The 22,895-nt window shown below is 69.4% G+C and carries 25 protein-coding genes; 14 read left to right on the top strand and 11 right to left on the bottom strand.

All coding sequences use genetic code 11. The annotated features are described in order from the left end of the window. Positions 1–129: 129 nt before the first annotated feature. The 4 genes from minE to ACZ5Z2_RS12640 are packed head-to-tail and all read right to left on the bottom strand — an operon-like array spanning position 130 to position 2,645. A complete protein-coding gene (minE, locus tag ACZ5Z2_RS12655; RefSeq protein ID WP_464758944.1) occupies positions 130–405 on the bottom strand; it encodes a cell division topological specificity factor MinE in 276 nt (91 codons plus the stop codon). A 2-nt stretch (positions 406–407) separates the two neighbouring features. Continuing rightward, on the bottom strand, positions 408–1,223 hold the full coding sequence (gene minD / locus ACZ5Z2_RS12650) for a septum site-determining protein MinD (RefSeq protein ID WP_464758943.1): 816 nt from the start codon (positions 1,221–1,223) through the stop codon (positions 408–410). A gap of 55 nt (positions 1,224–1,278) precedes the next feature. Then, positions 1,279–2,031, bottom strand: coding sequence for a septum site-determining protein MinC (gene minC / locus ACZ5Z2_RS12645; protein WP_464758942.1), 753 nt, complete (start codon positions 2,029–2,031; stop codon positions 1,279–1,281). Continuing rightward, the gene (locus ACZ5Z2_RS12640) at positions 2,028–2,645 is read right to left on the bottom strand and encodes a GNAT family N-acetyltransferase (protein ID WP_464758941.1); all 618 of its coding nucleotides are present in this window, start codon (positions 2,643–2,645) and stop codon (positions 2,028–2,030) included. The genes minC and ACZ5Z2_RS12640 overlap by 4 nt, the downstream gene beginning before the upstream one ends. Positions 2,646–2,837: 192 nt before the next feature. Here ACZ5Z2_RS12640 and ACZ5Z2_RS12635 point away from each other — a divergent pair, with 192 nt between their 5' ends. The 7 genes from ACZ5Z2_RS12635 (at position 2,838) to ACZ5Z2_RS12605 (ending at position 11,067) form a co-directional block, all read left to right on the top strand. Continuing rightward, positions 2,838–4,058, top strand: a complete 1,221-nt coding sequence (locus ACZ5Z2_RS12635; protein ID WP_464758940.1) for a sensor histidine kinase — start codon at positions 2,838–2,840, stop codon at positions 4,056–4,058. Between the two features lie 121 nt (positions 4,059–4,179). Beyond that, positions 4,180–4,821: a response regulator gene (locus tag ACZ5Z2_RS12630; RefSeq protein WP_464758939.1), complete on the top strand. Its 642-nt coding sequence runs from the start codon at positions 4,180–4,182 to the stop codon at positions 4,819–4,821. A 295-nt stretch (positions 4,822–5,116) separates the two neighbouring features. Beyond that, a complete protein-coding gene (locus ACZ5Z2_RS12625) occupies positions 5,117–6,445 on the top strand; it encodes an SRPBCC family protein (protein ID WP_464758938.1) in 1,329 nt (442 codons plus the stop codon). Between the two features lie 121 nt (positions 6,446–6,566). Continuing rightward, positions 6,567–7,508: an ABC transporter ATP-binding protein gene (locus ACZ5Z2_RS12620; protein ID WP_464758937.1), complete on the top strand. Its 942-nt coding sequence runs from the start codon at positions 6,567–6,569 to the stop codon at positions 7,506–7,508. Next, entirely contained in the window at positions 7,505–8,239 is a 735-nt protein-coding gene (locus ACZ5Z2_RS12615; protein ID WP_464758936.1) for an ABC transporter permease subunit, read from the top strand. The genes ACZ5Z2_RS12620 and ACZ5Z2_RS12615 overlap by 4 nt, the downstream gene beginning before the upstream one ends. Position 8,240: 1 nt before the next feature. Beyond that, entirely contained in the window at positions 8,241–10,157 is a 1,917-nt protein-coding gene (locus ACZ5Z2_RS12610; RefSeq protein ID WP_464758935.1) for a GldG family protein, read from the top strand. A gap of 52 nt (positions 10,158–10,209) precedes the next feature. Next, complete coding sequence (locus ACZ5Z2_RS12605) at positions 10,210–11,067, top strand: cytochrome c oxidase assembly protein (protein WP_464758934.1); 858 nt, start codon at positions 10,210–10,212, stop codon at positions 11,065–11,067. A gap of 57 nt (positions 11,068–11,124) precedes the next feature. Here ACZ5Z2_RS12605 and ACZ5Z2_RS12600 read toward each other — a convergent pair whose 3' ends face one another. Continuing rightward, on the bottom strand, positions 11,125–11,571 hold the full coding sequence (locus tag ACZ5Z2_RS12600; protein ID WP_464758933.1) for a copper chaperone PCu(A)C: 447 nt from the start codon (positions 11,569–11,571) through the stop codon (positions 11,125–11,127). Beyond that, a complete protein-coding gene (locus ACZ5Z2_RS12595) occupies positions 11,568–12,179 on the bottom strand; it encodes an SCO family protein (RefSeq protein WP_464758932.1) in 612 nt (203 codons plus the stop codon). Before ACZ5Z2_RS12595 ends, ACZ5Z2_RS12600 begins: the two co-directional genes overlap by 4 nt. Positions 12,180–12,258: 79 nt before the next feature. On the opposite strand from ACZ5Z2_RS12595, the gene ACZ5Z2_RS12590 reads away from it, so the two are divergent. The 4 genes from ACZ5Z2_RS12590 (at position 12,259) to ACZ5Z2_RS12575 (ending at position 16,012) form a co-directional block, all read left to right on the top strand. Continuing rightward, positions 12,259–12,633 carry a DUF423 domain-containing protein gene (locus ACZ5Z2_RS12590; protein WP_464758931.1) on the top strand — a complete coding sequence of 125 codons (375 nt, stop codon included), beginning with the start codon at positions 12,259–12,261 and terminating at the stop codon, positions 12,631–12,633. A gap of 49 nt (positions 12,634–12,682) precedes the next feature. After that, positions 12,683–13,027 (top strand): hypothetical protein, encoded by a 345-nt coding sequence (locus ACZ5Z2_RS12585; RefSeq protein WP_464758930.1) that lies wholly within the window; start codon positions 12,683–12,685, stop codon positions 13,025–13,027. 61 nt (positions 13,028–13,088) lie between these two features. Further along, positions 13,089–14,270, top strand: a complete 1,182-nt coding sequence (purT, locus tag ACZ5Z2_RS12580; RefSeq protein WP_464758929.1) for a formate-dependent phosphoribosylglycinamide formyltransferase — start codon at positions 13,089–13,091, stop codon at positions 14,268–14,270. Between the two features lie 215 nt (positions 14,271–14,485). Next, a complete protein-coding gene (locus tag ACZ5Z2_RS12575) occupies positions 14,486–16,012 on the top strand; it encodes an FMN-binding glutamate synthase family protein (protein WP_464758928.1) in 1,527 nt (508 codons plus the stop codon). On the opposite strand, the gene ACZ5Z2_RS12570 is transcribed toward ACZ5Z2_RS12575, so the two are convergent. Genes ACZ5Z2_RS12570 through ACZ5Z2_RS12550 form a run of 5 tightly spaced genes read right to left on the bottom strand, consistent with a single transcriptional unit; the run spans position 16,002 to position 19,619 of the window. Beyond that, complete coding sequence (locus tag ACZ5Z2_RS12570) at positions 16,002–16,883, bottom strand: diguanylate cyclase (RefSeq protein ID WP_464758927.1); 882 nt, start codon at positions 16,881–16,883, stop codon at positions 16,002–16,004. The two genes, ACZ5Z2_RS12575 and ACZ5Z2_RS12570, sit on opposite strands and share 11 nt — an antisense overlap. A 55-nt stretch (positions 16,884–16,938) precedes the next feature. After that, on the bottom strand, positions 16,939–17,643 hold the full coding sequence (locus ACZ5Z2_RS12565) for an arginyltransferase (RefSeq protein ID WP_464758926.1): 705 nt from the start codon (positions 17,641–17,643) through the stop codon (positions 16,939–16,941). Between the two features lie 52 nt (positions 17,644–17,695). Further along, entirely contained in the window at positions 17,696–18,088 is a 393-nt protein-coding gene (locus ACZ5Z2_RS12560; RefSeq protein ID WP_464758925.1) for a putative signal transducing protein, read from the bottom strand. Positions 18,089–18,104: 16 nt separating this feature from the next. Next, positions 18,105–18,971 carry an acyl-CoA thioesterase gene (locus tag ACZ5Z2_RS12555; RefSeq protein WP_464758924.1) on the bottom strand — a complete coding sequence of 289 codons (867 nt, stop codon included), beginning with the start codon at positions 18,969–18,971 and terminating at the stop codon, positions 18,105–18,107. Positions 18,972–19,028: 57 nt separating this feature from the next. Further along, complete coding sequence (locus ACZ5Z2_RS12550) at positions 19,029–19,619, bottom strand: N-acetylmuramoyl-L-alanine amidase (RefSeq protein ID WP_464758923.1); 591 nt, start codon at positions 19,617–19,619, stop codon at positions 19,029–19,031. Between the two features lie 74 nt (positions 19,620–19,693). Here ACZ5Z2_RS12550 and ACZ5Z2_RS12545 point away from each other — a divergent pair, with 74 nt between their 5' ends. From ACZ5Z2_RS12545 to ACZ5Z2_RS12535, 3 genes are all read left to right on the top strand, one after another. Further along, positions 19,694–20,212 carry an alpha/beta hydrolase gene (locus ACZ5Z2_RS12545; protein ID WP_464758922.1) on the top strand — a complete coding sequence of 173 codons (519 nt, stop codon included), beginning with the start codon at positions 19,694–19,696 and terminating at the stop codon, positions 20,210–20,212. Next, entirely contained in the window at positions 20,209–22,395 is a 2,187-nt protein-coding gene (gene rlmKL, locus ACZ5Z2_RS12540; protein ID WP_464758921.1) for a bifunctional 23S rRNA (guanine(2069)-N(7))-methyltransferase RlmK/23S rRNA (guanine(2445)-N(2))-methyltransferase RlmL, read from the top strand. Before ACZ5Z2_RS12545 ends, rlmKL begins: the two co-directional genes overlap by 4 nt. Before the next feature lie 68 nt (positions 22,396–22,463). Beyond that, entirely contained in the window at positions 22,464–22,886 is a 423-nt protein-coding gene (locus ACZ5Z2_RS12535; protein ID WP_464758920.1) for a hypothetical protein, read from the top strand. Positions 22,887–22,895 lie beyond the last annotated feature (9 nt).

Below are 22,895 nucleotides of genomic sequence, written 5' to 3'. Positions count from 1 at the left end.
GGGTAGGGCTGGCGGAAAGGCTGATCTTCGTGGGTTTTGGAAGCAAAACACCTTGCTGCGGCGGCAGGCGTGAGGCTGGCGTGGCCCCTCACCCCAACCCTCTCCCCAAAGGGGAGAGGGAGTAGAGCATCAGGTTGCGGGGTTGGCCGCGGCCTTGCCTTCGGGCAGCGCCACCGAGAGCTCCAGCACCTCGTGTCCGCTGTCGCGCTCGACGTTGATGTTGATGGCGTCGATGTCGACGTGGACGTATTTCTTGATGACTTCGAGCAGTTCGCTGCGCATGGCCTCCAGGTAATCGGGGCCGCCGCGGGTGGAGCGTTCTTGCGCCACGATGATGCGCAGGCGCTCCTTGGCGAGGCCGGCGGTGGGCTCGGGGCGGCGCTTCAGGAAGTCGAGAATGCCCATTGTCAGCCTCCGAACACGCGCTGCAGGAAGCCCTTCTTCGGCACCTCGAGGAAGCGCAGCGCGCGCTCCTCGCCGAGGATGCGGGCCACGGTGTCGCCGTAGGCCTGGCCGGCGTTGGAGGCTTCGTCGAGGATCACGGGCACGCCGGAGTTGGAGGCGGCCAGCACCTGTTCCGACTCCGGGATCACGCCCACCACGTTGATGCCGAGGATCTCCTCGACGTCCTTCACGCTAAGCATGTCGCCGTTGGCCACGCGCGCCGGGCTGTAGCGGGTCAGCAGCAGGTGCTGCTTGATCGCGTCGCCGCCGCGTTCGGCGCGGCGGGTCTTGCTGGCGAGCAGGCCGAGGATGCGGTCGGAATCGCGCACCGAGGAGACTTCCGGGTTCACCACCACCACCGCGTGGTCGGCGAAGTACATCGCCAAGTGCGCGCCCTTCTCGATGCCGGCGGGGGAGTCGCACACCACGTAGTCGAAGCCGTCCTCGGAGAGGCCTTCGAGCACCTTCTCCACGCCTTCCTGGGTGAGCGCGTCCTTGTCGCGGGTCTGGCTGGCGGCCAGCACGTAGAGGTTGTCGTGGCGCTTGTCCTTGATCAGCGCCTGCTTGAGCGTGGCCTCGCCGTGCACGACGTTGACGAAGTCGTACACCACGCGGCGCTCGCAACCCATGATCAGGTCGAGGTTGCGCAGGCCGACGTCGAAGTCGATCACCGCGACCTTCTTGCCGGCCATCGCGAGGCCGGTGGCGAGCGAGGCGCTGGTCGTGGTCTTGCCGACGCCGCCCTTGCCCGAAGTGACAACTATGATTTCAGCGGTCAAGGAACCATCTCCCGGTAACGTTTATTGTCGTTGTGATTGTCGCGTTTGCGGCGGGTCAGAGCCTGGCCAGCAGCAGTTTTTCCCCTTCCAGCCAGCATCGCACGGACTGGCCTTCGAGGTCATTGGGAATCTGCTCGAACACGCGGTAGTGGCCGGCGATGGCCACCAGCTCGGCGCGGAAGTCGTGCACGAAGATCCGTGCGTCGGCGTTGCCCTGCGCGCCGGCCATGGCGCGGCCGCGCAGGCCGCCGTAGACGTGGATGTCGCCGTCGGCGATCACCTCGGCGCCGTTGGCCACGGTGCCGGCGACCACGAGGTCGCGGTCGCGCGCATAGACCTGCTGGCCGGAGCGCACGGCACCATCGTGGTGCAGCGTGCCGGCCGCGCCTTCGGTCGCGGGCGAGGAGGGCGCGGCTTCGCGCGCGGGCGCTGCGGCCGGCGCGGGAGCGGCGGCGTTGCCGCCGGTAGGCTCGTAGGCGGCGCGGAACTTGGCGATCAGCGGCAGGCCCATGCGCTTGGCCAGCGCCTCGGTCTCGCTGGTGCCGTAGGCCAGGCCCACCGGCAGCATGCCGGCGCTGCGCACGGCCTCCAGCAGCGCGTCGACGGTGCCGTCGTCGGGCAGTTTCAGCAGGTGGCTGAGATCCAGCACCACTGCGGCGCGGGAGAACAGCTGCGGTGCGCTGTGCACGCGGCGCTCCAGCTCTTCGCAGAGCGCGGCGGCGTCCACGCGCTTGATGCGCACGTTGGCGATGCCGACCTGGCCGAAGCGCAGGTCGCAGGCGTCGGAAGTTTCCATGGTTGCGTTCACTGGGCGCGTTCCCCGGCGATTCGGCGCGGGTTGGGCGCGGGTTTGTCGTGCAGGCGCTCGGCCAGCCAGGGCACGTCGGGCAGGCCGCCGCGCGCCAGCCAGGTTTCGCGCACGTAGGCGTAGCTGGGCAGTTCCTTGGCGAGCAGGCTCACCTGGCGGCCCTTCGACCCCATGCGCTGCTGGCCCACTTCCTGGAAGCCGTAGGTGCCGTGGAACAGCACCACCACGTCGTCGCGCGGCTCCAGGAACACCTCGCAGGCGAGCAGTGGCACGCGCACTTCGGCGTAGCTGGTGACGTCGCAGTAGAAGATGCGGCCGAGGCCGTGGCGGCGGTAGGCGTTGGCGATCACGATGCGGTCGATGTACGCGAACTGCGCGTAGCGCTCGCCGAACCAGCGGTAGTTCGGGCTCTGGTAGTCGCTGCCTTCGCGCAGCGCGATCAGGAAGCCGGCGAGGTGGCCGTCGATCTCCGCCACGCGGAAGTAGTCGGCGCGCTCGAAGAAGTAGCGCAACTGAGCGGCGTCGAGGGCGATGATGGATCGACCGGCTGCGTTGTTGAGGGCCAGCACGGCATCCAGGTCGTGCTCGCTGACGTCGCGGATGGCAAGGGCCATTCGTTGCTCCGCAGGGGATGAAGTGGGCCTGGGCCGGAGGGCTTGCGGCAAGCGCGCATTATGGCATGCGCCCGCCAGCGGCACACCTCGCGGCGCGGTATGTAAAAGCGCCGTAAAGCCGCAACGGGCCATTCGTCATGGATGACTTCCCGCGCATTGCATGGGCATGGCGCGTGTCCAATCATGCACGGTATGTCCCAAGTCAATTTCAGCCATGTCCGGCTGCTGCGCTTCGCCGGATTGTTCACCTACCTGTGCGTGGGCACGCCCCTGCTCACGCACTGGGCGACCGATCGCCTGAGCCTGCTGCATCGCTCGGATTTCGCGCTGCTGCTGTGGTCGATCTGCTACCTGGTGTTCGGCGTGCTGTACTGGGCGGTGACCTACGACCTCGGTTCACGGCGCCATCTCGGGCTGCGCCTGCTTGGCCTGATGGTGATGACGCTGGCGTCGCTGGCGATCGGCTGGTACAGCCACAGCGGTCTCACCGCGATGTTTCTGGCTCTGATGGCGATGGTGCTGCCGTGGCTGCTGCCGTTCTGGCTGGGCGTGCTGTGCATGGTGCTGCAGAACGCCTGCCTGGTGGCGGTGTTCTCGCGCTTTCCGGAATTTCCCTCGCTGGCACTGGCCTTCCTGCAGACCATCATCTACCTGGGCATCTGCGCACTGGCCTTTGTCGCCTCGGTGGTGGCCAGCCAGCAGACCGACGAGCGCGAGGCGCTGCGCCGGCTCAACTCCGAGTTGCGCGCCACCCGCGCGCTGCTGGCCGAATCCAGCCGGCTGGCCGAGCGCATGCGCATCGCGCGCGAGCTGCACGACCTGATCGGCCACCACCTCACCGCGCTCAGCCTGAACCTGGAAGTGGCCAGCCACGTCTGCAACGAGGACGCCGTGGCGCACGTGCGCAAGGCGCAGGCCACTGCCAAGCACCTGCTGGCCGATGTGCGCGAGGCGGTGAGCGAGCTGCGCCAGGACGACGCGATCGACCTCACCCAGGCGCTGCGCAGCCTCACCGAGGGCGTGCCGGGGCTGAACGTGCAGGTGTCGATGCCGCCGCGTTTCAGCGTGGAAGACCCGCGCCGCGCGCAGGTGCTGCTGCGCTGCGCGCAGGAGATCATCACCAACACCGCCAAGCATGCCGGCGCGCGCAACCTGTGGCTGACCTTCGCCTACGCCGGGCCGAGCCTGCTGGGCCTGCATGCGCGCGACGACGGTCGCGGCACCGCGCAGCCGGAGGCGGGCAACGGCCTGTCCGGCATGCGCGAGCGGCTGGCCGAGTTCGGCGGCAGCCTGACGCTGGAAACCGCACCGGGCGAGGGCTTCGCGCTTACCGTCCGCCTGCCGCTGGGCGAGCAGCAAGAACTCGCGCATGCGCCGTCGCGCGTCGAGCCGCCCGCGTTGAGTGTGCCGTGATGCGCGTTTTCCATTCGCGCCGCACGGTTTCGGCGTGCCAGAATGCTCCGGTTCGGACACCGCCCTGTTCCCTTCGTCATGCGCCGCCGCGCCGGCACGACGACCGCTTCGAGGATCCGCGATGATTTCCGTCTGTCTCGTCGACGACCAGAACCTGGTGCGCCAGGGCGTGCGCTCGCTGCTCGACCTCGCCCAGGACATCCGCGTGGTGGCCGAGTGCGCCGACGGCGCCCAGGCGGTGCAGGAGATCCCGCGGATCAGGCCCGACGTGGTGCTGCTCGACCTGCGCATGCCGAACATGAGCGGCCTGGAAGTGCTGCAGGCGCTCGGCGCGCGCAACGAGCTGCCGCCCACCATCATCCTCACCACCTTCGACGACGACCAACTGGTGCTGCAGGGCCTGAAGGCCGGCGCGCGCGGCTACCTGCTCAAGGACGTCTCGCTGGAGCAACTGGTGGAGGCCGTGCGCACCGTGGCCGCGGGCGGCTCCCTGGTGGCGCCGATGGTCACCCAGCGCCTGCTGGCCGGGGTGGGGCGCATGCAGAACCAGTTCACCAGCCTGGAACAGCCCGACCCGCTGACCGAGCGCGAGACCGAGATCCTGCGCCTGCTCTCCGGCGGCTACTCCAACAAGGAGATCGCCAACTCGCTGAAGGTGGCCGAGGGCACGGTGAAGAACCACGTTTCCAACATCCTCTCCAAGCTGGGCGTGCGCGACCGCACCCGCGCCGTGCTCAAGGCGCTGGAGCTGGGTATCGTCTGAGCCCGCGGCGCAGGGCGACCGTGCGCCCGCGGATGCTGCGGCGCAATGCCGGCGGAGGGCCGGCAAGCCTGTCGCATCAAGGCCTTGTGGCCGTCCAAACGGCCTGCCGTGGGCCGATGGCGTTCCGGCGCACGAGCAAGTAACATCCGAGCCTTCGGCGCTCGCCGACCCCCGCCATCTCCCCGTGTTTCGAGCCGACTGCATGGCTCGCACGACGGCTGGGGCAACACCTGAGTACCGCGTACAGACGCTCGGAGACCCTGGAATGATGCGTGTTCGTGTTCTTGAATTTCTGATGGCGTGTGCCATTGTCGTCGGCGTTGGCGTGCTGGCTGCGGTGGTGATGCCCGGCAGCGGCCACATCGAGCGTTCGCTGGTGCTCGGCAAGGACATGCGCCAGGTCTACGATGTGGTGAACAACCTGCGCCGCCTGCCCGAGTATTCGGTGCTGAGCGTGCGCGACCCGCAGATCAAGTACACCTTCTCCGGCAAGGCCTACGGCCCCGGCGCCGAAGTGAGCTGGGCCAGCGGCAACCCCGTCGTGGGCAACGGCTCGATCACGATCGACAGCGCCACCCCGAACTTCAACAAGGTCGACGGCACCGCCAAGACCGCGCAGGTCGTGTGGGACATCGACAACGGCTGGAAGGGCTACGACAAGACCTTCACCTTCGACATGGAGCGCCAGGGCAGCCGCAACCAGCTCACCAACATCACCTGGTCGTACGACGTGAAGTACGGCTGGAACCTGGTGAACCGCTTCGCCAACCTGTACATCCACGGCGATCCGGACTCCTTCATCGAGTACGGCCTGAACAACCTGCAGAACGTGCTGGCCGCGGTGCCGAACGTCAACTACGGCGACCTGATCCCGTACATCCGCCAGACCGAGCAGACGCCGGTGCTGCTGGTGCCGGCCTCGATCCAGCGCAAGGACGGCATCGACGGCCTGAACGACACCGTCAACAAGGCGGTGGCGCAGATCCAGGCCGCGGCGAAGAAGCTGGGCGTGAACGTCACCGGCCCGCGCATCCTCTTCACCACCAACTACGGCGACACCACCTACACCTTCGACGTGGCGATGCCGATCGACTCGAGCAGCCTCAACGTCAACGGCCAGGCCCAGCAGCTCACCGCGCCGACCACGCCGGCGATGGACGCCAGCGCGCCGGCCGACGCCGGCACCGCCGCGGCTCCCGCCGCCCCCGCCACGCTGAACCCGGGCGACCACGACAAGTTCGGCCGCCTCGTGGTGGACGGCGACGTGCGCGCCACCCTGGCGTTCGGCGGCGCCGCGCTGGAAGGCGTGTGGAACGGCACCGCCGCCGGCGTGCCGCAGACCCGCGACATGCTGAAGGCCTATGCGCTGACCCACGGCTACAAGTTCGACGACGTGGTGAACCGCAGCTACGACATCCTCGCCAAGCCCGAGGTGAAGGACGCGCAGGGCAACATCACCAGCTACGCCGAGTTCGACGTGTACCTGCCGATCACCAACGCGCCGGATCAGACCCCGGAGCAGGCTGCCGGCATCAAGCAGCCGACGCTGGATGCGGAGCCCGCCGCTGCCGGTACCGCGCCGGCGCCCGCCGGCACCGCACCGGCGCCTGCGGCGAGCAACTGATCCGCGGTTGCGGCATCATCGAGAGGCCCTTCCCCGGAAGGGCCTTTTGCTTTGTGCCGATGCGGGGGAACCTTCCGCCCGCCATGCGGTACATTGCGGGGATGCCCGCGCACGACGACCCATGATCGAAACCGAACGACTCACCCGCCGTTACGGCCACCTCACCGCGGTGGACGCGCTGAGCATCCGCGCCGAACCCGGCCAGGTGCTGGGCCTGCTCGGCCCCAACGGCGCGGGCAAGTCCACCGCGATGCGCATGATCGCCGGCTTCCTCGCGCCCAGCAGCGGCACCGCGCGGGTCTGCGGGCACGACGTGCAACGCGAGCCGCTGGCCGCGCGCCGCGCGCTGGGCTACCTGCCGGAAGGCGCGCCCAGTTACGGCGAGATGACGGTGCGCGAGTTCCTGGTGTTCATCGCGCGCATGCGCCGGCTCGGCGCCGAGGTGGGGCGCCGCCGCTTCGACGAGGTGGTGGGCTGGCTGCAACTGGAAAGCGTTCTGGAAACCTGCATCGAGACGCTGTCCAAGGGCCTGCGCCGGCGCGTGGGCCTGGCCCAGGCGATCCTGCACGATCCGCCGGTGCTGATGCTGGACGAACCCACCGACGGCCTCGACCCGAACCAGAAGCACACCGTGCGCCAGCTGATCGACGCGATGGCGCGCGAGCGCACCATCCTGATCTCCACCCATCTGCTTGAAGAAGTGCACGCGCTGTGCAACCGCGTGGTGATCCTCGCGCACGGCCGCCTGCAGGCCGACGCCACGCCCGCCGAGCTGGAGGCGCGTTCGCGCTATCACGGCGCGGTGTCGTTCAGCGCGGCGGGCAGCGGCGTCTCGCAGGAGATGCTGGGGCGCCTGCCGCAGGTGGCGGCGATCGAGGTGGATCCGCTGGACGGCCGCGTCACCGTGTTCCCCAAGCCGGGCGCGCGCATCCTCGAACCGGTGGAGCAACTGCTGCGCCAGCAGGGCCTGGAAGTCTCCGAGATCCAGCTCGAACGCGGCCGGCTGGACGAGGTGTTCCGCCAGATCACCACCGCGCAGGACGGGGCGGGGGTGAACGCGTGAGCCCGGTCAATGCGGTGATGCGGCGCGAGCTGCGCAGCTTCTTCGTGACGCCGATGGCCTGGGTGTTCCTGGTCATCTTCCTGGTGCTGGCGGGCATCCTCACGTTCTACGCGGGCGACTTCTACGAGCGCGGCCAGGCCGACCTGCAGCCGTTCTTCGTGATGCACCCGTGGCTGTACCTGATCTTGGTGCCGGCGGTGACCATGCGCATGTGGGCGGAGGAGGCCAAGGGCGGCACGCTGGAACTGCTGCTGACCCTGCCGCTGACGCTGTGGCAGGCGATGCTGGGCAAGTTCCTCGCCGCGTGGCTGTTCATCGGTCTGGCGCTGGCGCTGACCTTCCCGATCTGGCTCACCGTGAACTACCTGGGCGCACCCGACAACGGCGCGATCTTCGCGGGCTACCTAGGCAGCTGGCTGATGGCCGGCAGCTTCGTGGCGATCGGCGCCTGCCTGTCCGCGCTCACCCGCAGCCAGGTGGTGGCCTTCGTGCTCACCGCCACCGTCTGCGTGCTGCTGATCCTGGCCGGGCAGCCGCAGGTGCTGGACTTCTTCTCCGGCGCGCTGCCGCGGCGGCTGATCAACGCGCTGGCCTACCTCAGCATGCTGCGGCATTTCGAGGCGATCGCGCGCGGCGTGCTGGATCTGCGCGACCTGGCGTATTTCGTGTTGAGCACGCTGGGCTGGCTCGGCGCCGGCGTGCTGCTGCTCGAACTGAAGCGGGTGCGCTGAGATGCGGCGCCTGCGCTTGCCCGGGACGTTCACCAGGCCGCTGCGCGTGAGCCGGCGCGCGGCGATCCATGCCGCGCTGGCCCTGCTCACCTTGGTCGCCGTGTCGCTGATCGTCTCCAGCGGGCACTGGCTGCGCGCGCGGCGCATCGACCTCACCGCCGACAAGCTGTACACGCTTTCGCCCGGCACGCTGCAGATCGTCGACGGCTTGCGGCGCCCGCTGCGGCTCACGCTGTACTTCTCCGAACACGCCACGCGCGACCTGCCCAAGCTGCGCAGCTACGAGCAGCGCGTGCGCGACATGCTGCAGGAGATCGCCGCGCGCTCGCACGGGCGCGTGCAGCTCGCGGTGATCGATCCGGTGCCGTACTCCGACGACGAGGCCAGCGCCGAAGGCGCCGGGCTCACGCCGGCCAGCGGCGGCAGCAACGGCGAGCGTGTGTTCTTCGGCCTTGCCGGCAGCGCGATGCCCGCCGGCAGCGACGGCGAGGCGGCCGAGGGCGCGGTGCCCGAGCGCACACTGGCGATCCCGTTCTTCGACCCGGCGCGCGAAGCGTTCCTGGAATACGACATCGCCAAGCTGCTGTACGAGTTGAACCAGGCCAGCAAGCCGCACATCGGCGTGATCAGCTCGCTGCCGGTGGAGGGCGATCCGGCGCTGGGTCAGCAGCCGTGGGTGGCGGTGCAGCAGCTGTCCCAGCTGTTCGACGTGAAGACACTGGATCCGGCGGGACTGAAGCAGATCGGTTCCGACATCGGCGTGCTGCTGCTGATCCATCCCAAGCACCTGCCGGCGGACGCGCTGTACGCCATCGACCAGTACGTGCTGCGCGGTGGCCACCTGGTGGTGTTCGTCGATCCCGACGCGGAACTGGACGACACGCCGGGCGATCCGGCCACGGGCGGCCTGCCCGACCACAGTTCGGATCTGCCGCGGCTGTTCGCGGCCTGGGGCGTGCGCTACGATCCGCGCGAGGTAGTGCTGGATCGCGCGCATGCCTTGACCATCGAACTGGCCGGCAGCAGCGTCAGCCATCCGGCGATGCTGTGGCTGGACACGCAGCAGCTCAACCGCGGCGACGTGGTCACCGCCAGCCTGCAGCGCATCGACCTCTCCACCGCCGGGCATTTCGACCTTGCGCCGAACGCCAGTGCGCGGCTGATCCCGCTGCTGCAGAGCAGCCAGGACGCCGAAGCGGTGCCGGTGCAGCGCGTGCAGCAGGCCGGCGACAATCCTTCGCTGCTGCTGCAGGGCTACAAGCCCGACGATGTCCGCTACGTGTTCGCCGCGCGCCTGCGCGGCCGCTTCGACAGCGCCTTTCCCGAGCGGGCGAAGCAGCCCGGCCACCTGGCGCATTCCGCGCCCGGCGACGAGGTGATCCTGGTCGCCGACACCGACCTGCTCAGCGACCGCCTGTGGGTGGAGCCGCAGACCATCCTCGGCCAGACCGTGATGCGGCCGTTCGCCAACAACGGCGATTTCCTCGGCAATCTCGTGGACAACCTCAGCGGCTCCTCGGCGCTGCTGTCGATCCGCAGCCGCTCCACCTCGCAGCGGCCGTTCACCCGCGTGGAAGCGCTGCGCAACGTGGCCGACCAGAAGTTCCTGCAGAAGGAACAGGAGCTGGAGCGCGAACTGGCCGAGACGCGCCAGCGGCTGGCGGAGCTGCAGCCGGGCAAGGGCGGCCATGCGGACAACGGCAGCGCCGAGCAGCGGCAGGAGATCGAGCAGTTCCGCCAGCGCCAGCTGGCGATCAACAAGGAGCTGCGCGACGTGCAGCACCAGCTCAACGCCGAGATCGATGCGCTGGGCCTGCGCCTGAAGGTGATCGACATCGTGCTGGTGCCCGCGCTGCTGGCGCTGCTGGGCCTGCTGTACGGCTGGCGGCGCACGCGCCGCAACCGGCGGCGCCGGTGACGAGGGCGGCAATCCGCCGCAACGGCCGCGTCGGCGCGAAGGCTATGCTGGGATGATGTCCGCACTGCTGAAATGGATGGTGCCGTGGGAGTTTTCGTGGGTGTTCCTCGCGAGCTTCCTCGTGGCCGGCGTGCTGTACTGGCGCGGCAGCCGGCGCCTGCGCGTGAGCCGCGGTCGCCGCGTGGCGTTCTGGGTCGGCATGGCGATCATCTGGCTCACGCTGCAGACCTACCTGGATTTCTACGCCGAGCACGAGTTCTTCGTGCACCGCCTGCAGCAGCTGCTGCTGCACCACCTCGCGCCGCTGCTGATCTGCGCCTCGTATCCCGCCGGCGTGCTGCGCGCGGGCCTGCCGCGGCGCTGGCGCGTGCGCTGGCTGAAGCGGCTGCGGCGTTCGTGGCCGTGGCGCATCGTCAGCGGCGTGCTGTTCCAGCCGCTGGTGGCGTCGCTGCTGTTCGTGTTCTTCGTGCTGGTCTGGCTGGTGCCGTCGGCGCAGACGCTGGCCATGCTGGACTGGCGCGTCTACCGCTTCATGAACTGGACGATGCTGCTCAGCGGCTTCGTCTACTGGTCGCTGATCCTCGACCACCGGCCGCATCCGCCGGGGCGCATGGGCGCGGGCCTGCGCGTGCTGTCGCCGGGCATCACCATGGCGCCGCAGATCCTGGCGGGCGCCATCGTCACGTTCTCGCGCAGCGACCTCTATCCGATCTTCGAGATCTGCGGCCGCGCGTTCACCTTCAACGTGCTCACCGGGCAGATGATCGGCGGCGTGATCACCTGGGTGCCGGCGGCGATGATCGAATCCGTCGGCGCGCTGCTGGCCTTGCGCCAGTGGCTGCGCTTGTCGCGCAGCGGGCGCCTGCCGCGCAAGACCTGGCAGGCGCCGCGCCGGGCCGCGCTCCACTGATCGACGAATGGCCGTCCGTTTGATCCTGGCGATCGGGGGCGATCGCAAGGCAAGGGCTCAGTCCTTGTCGCTCAACGCGCTGGCCGGCCGCGCGAGGAAATCCACCGGCAACGTGGAGCCGTCGCCGAACTTCAGCGTGACGTGCACCGTGTCGCCCGGCTGCACGGGGTGCCTGGCGTCCATCAGCATCAGGTGATAGCCGCCGGGCGCGAGCGCCTGGGTGCCGTGCGCGGGGATCGGCAACGCGGCGACCATGCGCATGCGGCTCATGCCGCCCGCGCTGGAACTCTCGTGCAGCATCGCCTCGCCGTAGGCGGGAGTGTCGGCGCCGGTCAATGCGACGGGCGCGGCGCCGTCGTTGCGCAGCACGACGTAGGCACTGGCGGGCAGGGCGCCGGGCAGCACGCGTATCCATGCGTGGCTGGCCGTGACATGTGTCGTGGCGCCGGCGTGCGCGAGGCCGGCGACGAGCAGGCCGGCGAAGAGGACGGCGCATCGCTTCATGGGGCAGCTTCCGAATTCAGCAGAAGTTTGATGTCGTGCACCAGGTCGTCCTGCGGCGCGCTGGCGTCGAGCACGCGCGCGTGGCCCGCGCGATCGAACACGTAGATCGCCGAGCTGTGGGTGACCTCGTAGTTGCCGCCGTTGCTGGCGGGTTCGCGGGTGAAGCCCGAGCGGTAGCGCTTGCTCAATGCCTCGATCGCGCTTGCGCTGCCGGTGAGCCCCACCGCGCGCTTGTCGAACGCGTTGACGTAGGCATGCAGCACCGCCGGCGTGTCGCGTGCCGGGTCGACGCTGACGAACAGGATGCGCACGTCGTCGGCCTGCTTGCCCAGTTGCTGCATCGCCACGTGCAGATGGGCGAGGGTGAGCGGGCAGACGTCGGGGCAATGCGTGTAGCCGAAGTACAGCAGCACCACCTTGCCGCGGAAGTCGGCGGCGCTTGCCGGCTTGCCGTTGTCGTCGGTGAGCCGGAACTGCAGATCCGGCATGTGTCCGCTGATGTCGGTGAGCTTGAACGGCAGCGCGTCGCGGTGGCAGCCGGCCAGCAGCAGGACGCCGGCCAGCGGCAGCAGGAGCAGGGCGTGGCGCAGGAGGCGCGGGAGCTTCATGCGAGAATCCGTGGGCATCGATCCTTCAAGCATACGCCAGCGCCTTCGCTGTGCGACCGCCCGCTTCCGGAGTCAGGCCATGCTGCGACAAACTGTCCGATCCCGCGCCGGCTTGCTTGCCGGTTTCGCCGGCGCCAGCGCGGTACTGCTCGGCGCGTTCGGCGCGCATGCCTTGCGCGGCGTGCTCGATCCGGTGCATCGCGAACTGTGGCGCACCGCCGTGGAATACCACGCATGGCACGCGCTGGCGCTGGTGCTTGCGGTGGGCCTGGGCAGCGGGCGCGCAGGCCGCTGCGCCATAGTCGCATTTGCCTGCGGCATCGTGCTGTTCAGCGGCAGCCTGTACGCGCTGGCGCTGGGTGCGCCGCGCTGGACGGGCATCGTCACGCCGTTCGGCGGCGTGGCCTTCGTGGTCGGCTGGATCGCGCTGGGCATGGCGTTGCGTCCGCGCTGATTGCCGATGGCGTCATCCGCTTGTCACGCCGCCGCGGAAACATGGTGGCATGAGGCTCGCCGCGATCCCGCATTCCCATCCACGAGGGCTGGCCGCCGTCATGCTGGCGGCGCTGGTCGCGATCGTGCTGGGCGGCTTTGGCCTGGCTCGGCCGCGCCCCGGGATCGAGTTGCCCTTGCGCGGGCATGGTGTTGGCCACGACGTGCTGCTCGTCGTGGACGGCGAAGCCGACCGCTTGGCCATCTATGCCACCGACGGGCGCCCGCTGGGGCAACTCGACGTCGATGCCGCGGCTGCGATGCTGGATCGGCACGACGGCCGCGTGCTCGTGATTGCCGGGGGCGGCTCGCGCGACCGGCCCGCGCCGCCGCGGATCAGCGTCGGCGACCGCTGACGCGCATTCGGGCCGTTTTCCGGCCCGCTACAATGCCGCTTTGTCCGCGCCGGAGCATCCGATGAAGCCGTTTGGCACGCCCCATTCCGACCATGCCGTGCGCGTGCTGCTGCTGGGTTCCGGCGAGCTGGGCAAGGAGCTGGCGATCGAGCTGCAGCGCTACGCGGTGGAAGTGATCGCGGTGGATCGCTACCCCGACGCGCCGGCGATGCAGGTGGCGCACCGCAGCCACGTGATCGACATGCTGGACGGCGTCGCGCTGCGCCGCGTGATCGAGGCCGAGCATCCCGACCTGGTGGTGCCGGAGATCGAGGCGATCCACACGCCCACCCTGATGGAGATGGAGCGCGATGGCCTGCACGTGATTCCCACCGCGCGCGCCGCATGGCTGACCATGGATCGCGAAGGCATCCGCCGGCTGGCCGCGCAGGAGCTGGAGCTGCCCACTTCGCCCTACCGCTTCTGCGACAACGAGGCCGACTACCGCCGCGCCGTGGCCGATGTCGGCTATCCCTTCGTGATCAAGCCGGTGATGAGCTCCTCGGGCAAGGGCCAGAGCGTGGTGCGCGGCGAATCCGAATTGCAGCACGCATGGGATTACGCGCAGTCCGGCGGCCGCGCCGGCAAGGGCAGGGTGATCGTCGAGGGTTTCGTCGACTTCGACTACGAGATCACCCTGCTCACCGTACGCCACAAGGGCGGCACCAGCTTCTGCGCGCCGATCGGCCACCGCCAGGAGGACGGCGACTACCGCGAGTCGTGGCAGCCGCAGCCGATGAGCGACAAGGCTTTGGCCGAGGCGCAGCGCCAGGCCGCGGCGGTGTCGAACGCGCTGGGCGGCTGGGGCGTGTTCGGCATGGAGTTCTTCGTCAAGGGCGACGCGGTGATCTTCTCCGAGGTCAGCCCGCGCCCGCACGACACCGGCCTGGTCACCCAGATCTCGCAGGATCTGTCGGAGTTCGCGCTGCATGCGCGGGCGATCCTCGGCTTGCCGATTCCGGCGATCCGCCAGCTCGGCCCCTCCGCCTCGTGCGCGGTGCTGGTGGAAGGCGAGGGCCGCGCGCCGCGCTACCATGGCGTGGCGGCGGCGCTGGCCGAGCCGGATACGCAGTTGCGCCTGTTCGGCAAGCCCGAGGTGAAGGGGCGCCGGCGCATGGCGGTGACGCTGGCGCGCGACGTCGATGTGGCGGCGGCGCGCGCGAAGGCGGTGCGCGCGGCGGCGCAGTTGTGCGTGGAGCTTTGACTCCCTCTCCCCGCCGGGGAGAGGGCTGGGGTGAGGGGCGGTTCTTGCGGGATGCCTTCATCGAAGCCTGCTTCGATCCACGGCATCGCAAGCCTTGACCCCTCACCTCGATCCTCTCCCCGAGGGGAGAGGAAGAACAGCACACTTCGACTCCGCTCGTCGCGCGAGCTACGCTCGGCACGAAAACATGTCTTCGCAACGAACGGGAGTCGCATATGCAATCCACGGGTTTTTCGCACTGGCTGGTAGTGCTGGTGCAGACGTTCGCGGTGCTGTTCCTGCTGTTGCTGGCGGTGGCCGTGGTGGTGGTGGCGGCAGTGTGGGTGCTGGATCGCAACCAGACCGGCAACGCGGTGCTGCGCAACTTCCCGGTGATCGGCCACTTCCGCTACGGCTTCCTGCGGCTGGGCGAGTTCTTCCGCCAGTACCTGTTCTCCAGCGATCGCGAGGAGCTGCCGTTCAACCGCGCCCAGCGCGTGTGGGTGTACCGCGCGGCGAAGAACGCGGAGAACACCAACGCGTTCGGCTCCACCCGCGACCTGCGCGCGGAGGGCGTGCCGTTTTTCGTCAATGCGGCCTTTCCTTCGCTGGGCGACCATCATGTGGAGCCAAAGCCGGTGCGCATCGGCCCGTACGCGCGCGAGCCCTACGACCATGCCGCGTTCTTCAACATCTCCGCGATGAGCTTCGGTGCGCTCGGCGCGCCCGCGGTGCGCGCGCTGTCGCACGGCGCGGCCAGGGCCGGCATCTGGATGGACACCGGCGAGGGCGGCCTGGCACCGTACCACCTCGAAGGCGGCTGCGACATCGTGTTCGAGATCGGCACCGCCAAGTACGGGGTGCGCACGCCCGACGGCAAGCTGGACGATGGCAAGCTCGCGGCGATCTGCGCGCACAAGCAGGTGAAGATGGTCAGCATCAAGCTCGGCCAGGGCGCCAAGCCCGGCATGGGCGGCCTGCTGCCGGCAGGCAAGGTGACGCCGGAGATCGCCGAGATCCGCGGCATTCCGGTGGGGCAGGATTCGCAGAGCCCGAACCGGCACCTGGACATCGGCAACGTGCCCGAGCTGCTGGACGCCATCCGCCACATCCGCGAGCTCACCGGCAAGCCCACCGGCTTCAAGGCGGTGTTCGGCGACATGCGCATGATCGAGGAGCTGTGCGACGAGGTGCACCGGCGCGGCATCGAGAGCGCGCCGGACTTCATCATCGTGGACGGTTCCGAGGGCGGCACCGGCGCCGCGCCGCAGACCCTGATGGAAGGCGTGGGCCTGCCGCTGCACGAGGCGCTGCCCGCGCTGGTCGACACGCTGGTGGTCAAGGGCTTGCGCGAGCGCGTCAAGGTGATCTGCTCGGGCAAGCGCATCACCGCCTACGACGTGGCCTGGTCGCTGTCGATGGGCGCCGACTTCGTCAACTCCGCGCGCGGCTTCATGCTGGCGCTGGGCTGCATCCAGTCGCTGCAGTGCAACCGCAACACCTGCCCCACCGGCATCACCACGCAGGATCCGAAACTGCAGCGCGGCCTGGTGGTGACCGACAAGAGCGAGAAGGTGGCGAACTACGCGAAGAACGTGATGCACGAAGTGGGCATCATCGCCCACAGCTGCGGCGTGGACGACCCGCGCCAGCTCGACCGCACGCATTGCCGCGTGGTGGGCGACGACGGCATCTCGGTGCCGCTGGTGAAGCTGTTCCCGTATCCGGCGGAGCCGGACGCCCCCGGGCGGCTCAGTTCGTGACCCGGTTGCGGCCGCCGCTCTTCGACCGGTAGAGCTTCCTGTCGGCATCCTCGAGCAGGGATGCCGGCGTCGGCATCTCGGGAGCCAGCTGCGACACGCCCAGCGAGGCGGTCTGCCGGATCAGGTGGCCCTGGATGTCGAAGGTGTGGCCTTCGAAATTGCAGCGGATGCGCTCGGCGATCTCGCAGGCGGTCTTGTCGTCGGTACCCGGCAGCAGCACGACGAACTCCTCGCCGCCGAAGCGGCAGAAGATGTCGGTGGCGCGGATGGTGGATTTCGCGATGGCCGCGGTTTCGCGCAGGATGCCGTCGCCGACGCCGTGGCCGTAGGTGTCGTTGACCTTCTTGAAGAAGTCCAGGTCGAAGTAGATGACGGAGAGCGGCCGCGCCCAGGCGCGCGCCAGCTTGAACTCGTTGTCCAGCGACTCCAGCAGGTACTTCTTGTTGAAGATGTTGGTGCCTTCGTCGATGGTCGCCATGCGGTAGATCTTGTCGAGGAACACGTTCTCGACGTTGCCGTGCGCGAAATACTTGAACACGATGTTGCCGAGGCGGATGAGGTCGCCGTCGTGCAGGTACTGGCGGCCTGCGACTTCCTTGTCGTTGATGTAGATGCCGTTGGACGAGCCGAGGTCGACCATGACCACCCCGTCGTCCTGCTGCACGCACTGGGCGTGGGAGCGCGACACGCTCTGGTCGTTGACGAAGATGTCGACGGTGGGCGCGCGGCCGATGGTGGTTTCCGCGTGTTCGAGCACGTAGCGCTTGCCGAGGTTCGCGCCGCTGTACTGCACGAGGCAGGCGTTCGACTGGAGGGGCGGGTGGGCGACGGCGCTGGCCGGGCGTGCGATGGTGGTCTTGTCGTCAACCATGGTTGTCCAGGTGTTTGCCGTGCGGTTCGTGTCGTGGATGGGAGCCGCGCCGCCTTCAGGGCGCGGCCGTCCATCCTTCCGCCGTGCGCAACTGCAGGGGCCGGAAGCGCCGCTTGTAGTCCATCTTCGGGTGGCCCTCGATCCAGAAGCCGAGGTAGACCCAGGGCAGGCGGCGCTGCCGGGCCAGCTCCACCTGCTGCAGGATGGCGAAGGTGCCGAGGCCGCGGCTTTCCTCGTCGGGGTCGTAGAAGGTGTAGACCGCCGAAAGGGCGCCGCGGCAGACGTCGGTGACCGCCACGCCGAGCAGGCGTTCGCCCAGGCGCAGCTCCAGAAACACCGTGGGGCTCCACGGCGCGGTGAGGAAGCGGCGGAAGTCGCTGGCATCGGCCTCGTCCATGCCGCCGCCGGGATGGCGCTGGTGCAGGTACTTCTCGTACAGCGCATGGCGCTCGGCGTTGTAGCCGGCCAGGCATTCGGTGACGGTGAGGTCGGCGTTGCGCTTCAGGCAGCGCCGCTGCGAGCGGTCGGGCTGGAAGTGCAGTGCGTCGATGCGGCATGGCCGGCAGGCCCGGCATTCCGGGCAATGCGGGAAATACAGGTGGCCGCCAGCGCGGCGGAAGCCGCGTTCCAGCGCCGGCCCGTACATCTGATCCAGCTGCGGCGCGGCCGGATCGAGCACGAGGTTCTGCGCCGTGCGCTCGGCGTAGTAGCCGCAGGCGTGCGGCAGGGTCTGGAACAGGCGGACTTGTTCGGAGCGCATGGCCCGATTCTAGGCCGGAAATCGCACCTCGCGCACGTTGCCCCGGGCGGGGTCAGATCACGCCCTTGGAACGCAGCACGACCAGCAGGATGGCGCCCGCTATCGCCAGCAGCACGATGCGGCGCGCACGCGCCACGGTGTATTTGCGGCGCGCTTGCGGCGAAGGATTGCGCGCCTCGGCCAGATCCCGCCCGAAGCGCACCACCGGCTCGATGCCCAGTTCGCGCATCAGCTCGCGGGCGCGGGTGTAGTCGTCGGCGTGGGTGATCCACACCTGTTCCCACCGGTCGCGCGCATCGTCCGGCTCGCGGTAGCTGAAACGGCGATGTCCGTGCGTGCGCCAGTTGGAGCGGTTCTCCACCTGGGATTCGATGCCGTGTTCGGCCAGCAGGGCGACCACGCGGTCGATGTTGCCGGGGCGGGGGGAGGTATAGATCTGGCGCATGCGTCGATTTTACCGGTCAGCCGCCGCGCAGGCGGATCAGGCCTTCCTGCGCGGTGGAGGCCACCAGCCGGCCGGCGCGATCGAAGATCTGCCCGCGCGCCAGGCCGCGGCCGCCCTGGGCGGTGGGGCTGTCGAAGGAGTACAGCAGCCATTCGTCCACCCGGAACGGACGGTGGAACCACAGCGCGTGGTCGAGGCTGGCCATCTGCACGTTGTGGGTGAGGTAGGAGATGCCGTGCGGCAGGGTGGCGGTGCCGATCAGGTGGAAGTCGGAGGCGTAGGCCAGCAGGGCGCGGTGCAGCACCGGCGAATCGCCGATCGGCGCGGCCAGCCGGAACCAGATGTGCTGGATCGGCGGGCGTTTCGCCGGGTGCATCTCGTCGCGCGGCCACACCAGGCGGAACTCGAACGGGCCGTCGATGCCCAGCCAGCGCTGCAGCTTCACCGGCAGCTTGGCCAGTTCGTCCGGCGGCAGCGGGCGCATCGGCTCCACGTCTTCCGGCGCCGGCATCTCGGGCATCGCGGTCTGGTGCTCGAAGCCCTTTTCCGGCACCTGGAACGAGACCGAGCCGTTGAGGATGGGCTGGCCGTGCTGGATCGCCAGCACCCGCCGCGAGGAGAACGTGCCACCGTCGCGGGCGCGCTCCACGCTGTAGACGATCGGCGCGTCGATGTCGCCGGCGCGCAGGAAGTAGGCGTGCAGCGAATGCGCCTCGCGCGAGGGATCGACGGTCTGCTGCGCGGCCGACAGTGCCTGCCCCAGCACCTGGCCGCCGAACACGAAGCGCGTGCCGATGTCGCGGCTCTGGCCGCGGAACAGGTTGTCCTCCAGCCGCTCCAGTTGCAGCAGCTCGACCAGTTCCTGAACGTGTTCTTCGCGCATGCGGACGGGCTTCGGGCGTGGGGAAGCGCCGATTATAGCGGCCTGCGCTCGAACGCCTCAGTTCGCCGGTGGGATCGGGGCGGGAGACTCCGGCTTGATCCGCGCCAGTCCGCTTCCCGCCAGAACCTCGTCCCACGGGAACAGCGGGCCGGGGTCGAGCTTGCGCGGCACCGTCAGCGCCGGATCGTCGCTGGCCGCCACGCGGGCGGTATCCAGATCCTCGTGGCCGGCGATCTCGCGCAGGTTGGGGTAGTCGTGGTGCAGTTGCGTGAGCAGCGCGCGCAGGGCCGCGATCTGCGCGGCGGTGTAGGGCTCGGTCATGGTCTGGCGGCGCGAGTCGAACCAGTCGGGGTAGCGCCCGCGGTTCACCAGCTCGATGCCGATGGACTGGGCGTTCCAGCCGCGCACGTGGTTGGCCACGCGGGTGCCGGGCACATAGCGGTAAACCGCGCCGTCGCGGTCGATGTAGTAGTGGCCGCTGTTGCCGGCGCCGCTGTCGTACAGCGCTTTCTCGCCGTATTCGCGGGCCGTCGCGAGGTCGGGCAGCTCGGTGCAGTGGATCACCGCCAGGGTCACGGCGCTGGCCGGGCGCTCGGGCAATTTCGCCACGTAGGGCAGGGGCTGGTCGTGGACGGCGAGCATGGGCATGCGCGGAGTCTCGCATGGCGCCCGCTATCATGTGCAACCGCAGTACGCGGCACCCACGACTCCCGGAGACCGCGATGCGCGGCCACATCATCCTCTCGCACGGCCTGGATTCCAGCCCGGGCGCCACCAAGATCGGCACGCTGGCGGCCTGCGCCGAGGCGCGCGGCTGGCGCACGCGGCGCCCGGATTTCCGCGCGCACGACGGCGGCGGCTATGCGAACGCCGTGGCGCCGCGCGTGGCGCAGTTGCGCGAAGCCATCACCGCGTGTGACACGCCGCCGGTGCTGGTGGGCTCCAGCATGGGTGCGTTCGCCTCCGCGCTGGCGTCGCTGGAAGCGCCGGTGGCGGCCCTGTTCCTGCTCGCCACACCGCCGCTGATCCCCGGTTACGCGCAGGCGCTGGAGCTGCGTACCGGCGTGCCGGCGATGCTGGTGCACGGCTGGCGCGACGAGGTGTGCCCGGTGTCGGCGGTGCAGGCGTTCGCCGCGTCGCGCCGGTTGCCGCTGCTGCTGCTGGACGACGACCACCGCCTGCTCGCGAGCATGGACGCCATCGCCGCGCAGTTCGACGTGCTGCTGGAGGCGCTGGCATGAACCGTTACTTCGCCACCTGCCCCAAGGGGCTGGAATACCTGCTGCGCGACGAACTGGCCACACTGGGCGCGCAGGACGTGCGCGAGGCGCTGGCCGGCGTGCACTTTGCCGGCCCGCTGGAAACCGCCTACCGCGCCTGCCTGTGGTCGCGGCTGGCCAGCCGCATCCTGCTGCCGCTGGCCGAGTTCGAGGCGGCGACGGACGATGCGCTCTACGCCGGCGTGCAGGCGATAGCCTGGTCGCAGCACCTTGCCGCGCACGCCACGCTGGCGGTGGATGCGCACACCGCGCTGAGCAAGCTCACCCATAGCCAGTTCATCGCCCAGCGGGTGAAGGACGCGGTGGTCGACCAGTTCCGCCAGCAGGGCGGTACGCGCCCCGGCGTGGACACCGACGAGCCGGACGTGCGCCTCAACCTGCGACTCAAGCGCGACCGCGCCACGCTGTCGCTGGATCTCACCGGCTCGCCGTTGCATCGCCGCGGCTGGCGCGAGCTGCAGGGCGAGGCGCCGCTGAAGGAAAACCTCGCCGCCGCCATGCTGCTGCGTGCGCGCTGGCCGGAAATCTACGCGCAGGGCGGCGCCCTGCTCGACCCGATGTGCGGCTCCGGCACCCTGCTGGTCGAGGCCGCGCTGATGGCGGCCGACGTGGCGCCCGGCTGGCGCCGCGACTACTACGGCTTCCTCGGCTGGCAGCAGCACGACATCGCGCTGTGGCGCGGCCTGCTCGACGAGGCGCGGCAGCGCGCCGAAGCGGGCCTGAAGCAACTGCGCCCCTGCTTCTTCGGCAGCGACGCCGACCCGCGCATGGTGCAGACCGCCAAGCGCAACGCGCAGGAAGCGGGCGTGGCCGGCTTCCTCCAGCTTGAGAAGCGCGACATGGCGCATGCCGAGCCGCCGGCTGGCGTGGAACGCGGGTTGGTGATCACCAATCCGCCGTATGGCGAGCGTCTGGGCGAGCGTGCGCAGATGCCCGCGCTCTACCACGCGCTGGGCGAGCGCCTGCGCACGCGGTTCGCGGGCTGGCGCGCCGCCGTGCTGGCGGGCGACGCCGAACTGGGCCGCGCGCTGGGCCTGCACGCCGAGAAGAAATACGCGCTCTACAACGGCGCGCTGGAAACACAACTGCTCACGTTCGAGATCCGCTCGCGCGACGAGGCGCCGCGCGAGCAAAAGCCGCTGTCCGCCGGCGCGCAGATGCTGAAGAATCGGCTGGAGAAGAACCTCAAGCACCTGCGCAAGCGGCTCGCGCGCGAAGGCATCCACTGCTGGCGCGCCTATGACCAGGATCTGCCCGAATACGCCGCCGCCATCGACGTCTATGCCCGCGAAGGCGGCGATGCCTGGCTGCACGTGCAGGAATACCGCGCCCCCGCCGACGTGCCCGCCGAGGTGGCGCGTCAGCGCCTGCGCGAGATCGCTCGCGTGGCCGGCGAGGTGTTCGCGGTGCCGCGCGAGCGCATCGCGCTGAAGACGCGCGAACGCGGCAAGGGCGGTTCCAAGTACGGCCAGTTCGATCAGCGCGGCGAGTTCGTCGAGGCGGAGGAGGGTGGGCTGCAGTTCCTGGTCAACCTCACCGACTACCTGGACACCGGCCTGTTCCTCGACCACCGCCTGGTGCGCGCGAAGCTGCGCGAGCTGGCGGCGGGCCGGCGCTTCCTCAACCTGTTCGCCTACACCGCCACCGCCAGCGTGTACGCGGCGGCGGGCGGCGCGCGCGACACCACCAGCGTGGATCTGTCGGCCACCTACCTCGACTGGGCTTCGCGCAACCTCGCGCTCAACGGCTTCACCGGCGCCAAGCACCGCCTGATGCAGGCCGACGCGATGGCCTTCCTGCGCCAGGATCGCGCGCACTACGGGCTGATCTACGTCGATCCGCCGACCTTCTCCAACTCCAAGCGTGCCGATGACTTCGACGTGCAGCGCGATCACGCGGCGTTGCTGGATGCCTGCGCGGAGCGGCTCACCAACGATGGCGTGATCGTGTTCTCCAACAACTTCCGCCGCTTCAAGCTGGATGAAACCGCGCTGGCGGAACGCTTCGACATCGAGGACTGGAGCGCCGCCAGCATCCCGTTCGACTTCGCCCGCCGCGCCGACATCCATGGCTGCTGGCTGCTGCGCCATCGCAGGCCTGAAGGCGAGTTCAATCCGTGGAGCGAGGCGCGTCCGAAAAGGTGAACTCTTCAGTTCGGATTAAGTGCGGGAAGCCGAGCATCGATCCCGCAGACCCACAGGAGGTTTTCCCCATGTCCAAGCGCAATGTCGGCAAGTTCCTGGCCATCGGCATGGCCGTGACCGCGGCAGTGGCGATGCCGCTGAGCGCGTCCGCGCATGGCTGGGGCCGCGGCGGCTATGGCTACCCCGGCGGCTATCACGGGGGTTACTACCACGGTGGCTACTACCACGGTGGCTACTACCGGCACGGCGGCTACTGGAGCGGCGGCCGCTGGATCGCCGGCGCCATCGTCACCGGTGCGGTGGTCGGCCTCGTCTCCAGCGCGCTGGCGCCGCGCCCGGTGTACTACGCCCCCGCCCCGGTGGTGTACGGCCCGCCCGCCCCGGTGGTCTACGAGAGCGCGCCGCCGACCGTGGTCACCACCCGCACGGTGGTGTACAGCAACGGCTACCCCACGCAGTACGTGCGCGACGACGGCTACGACGGCAACTGACCGCAGCCG

The organism is Rhodanobacter sp. G1, from assembly GCF_055397855.1.
The sequence above is the reverse complement of the archived record's forward strand: the minus strand, read 5'-3'. Positions and strand labels throughout refer to the sequence as shown.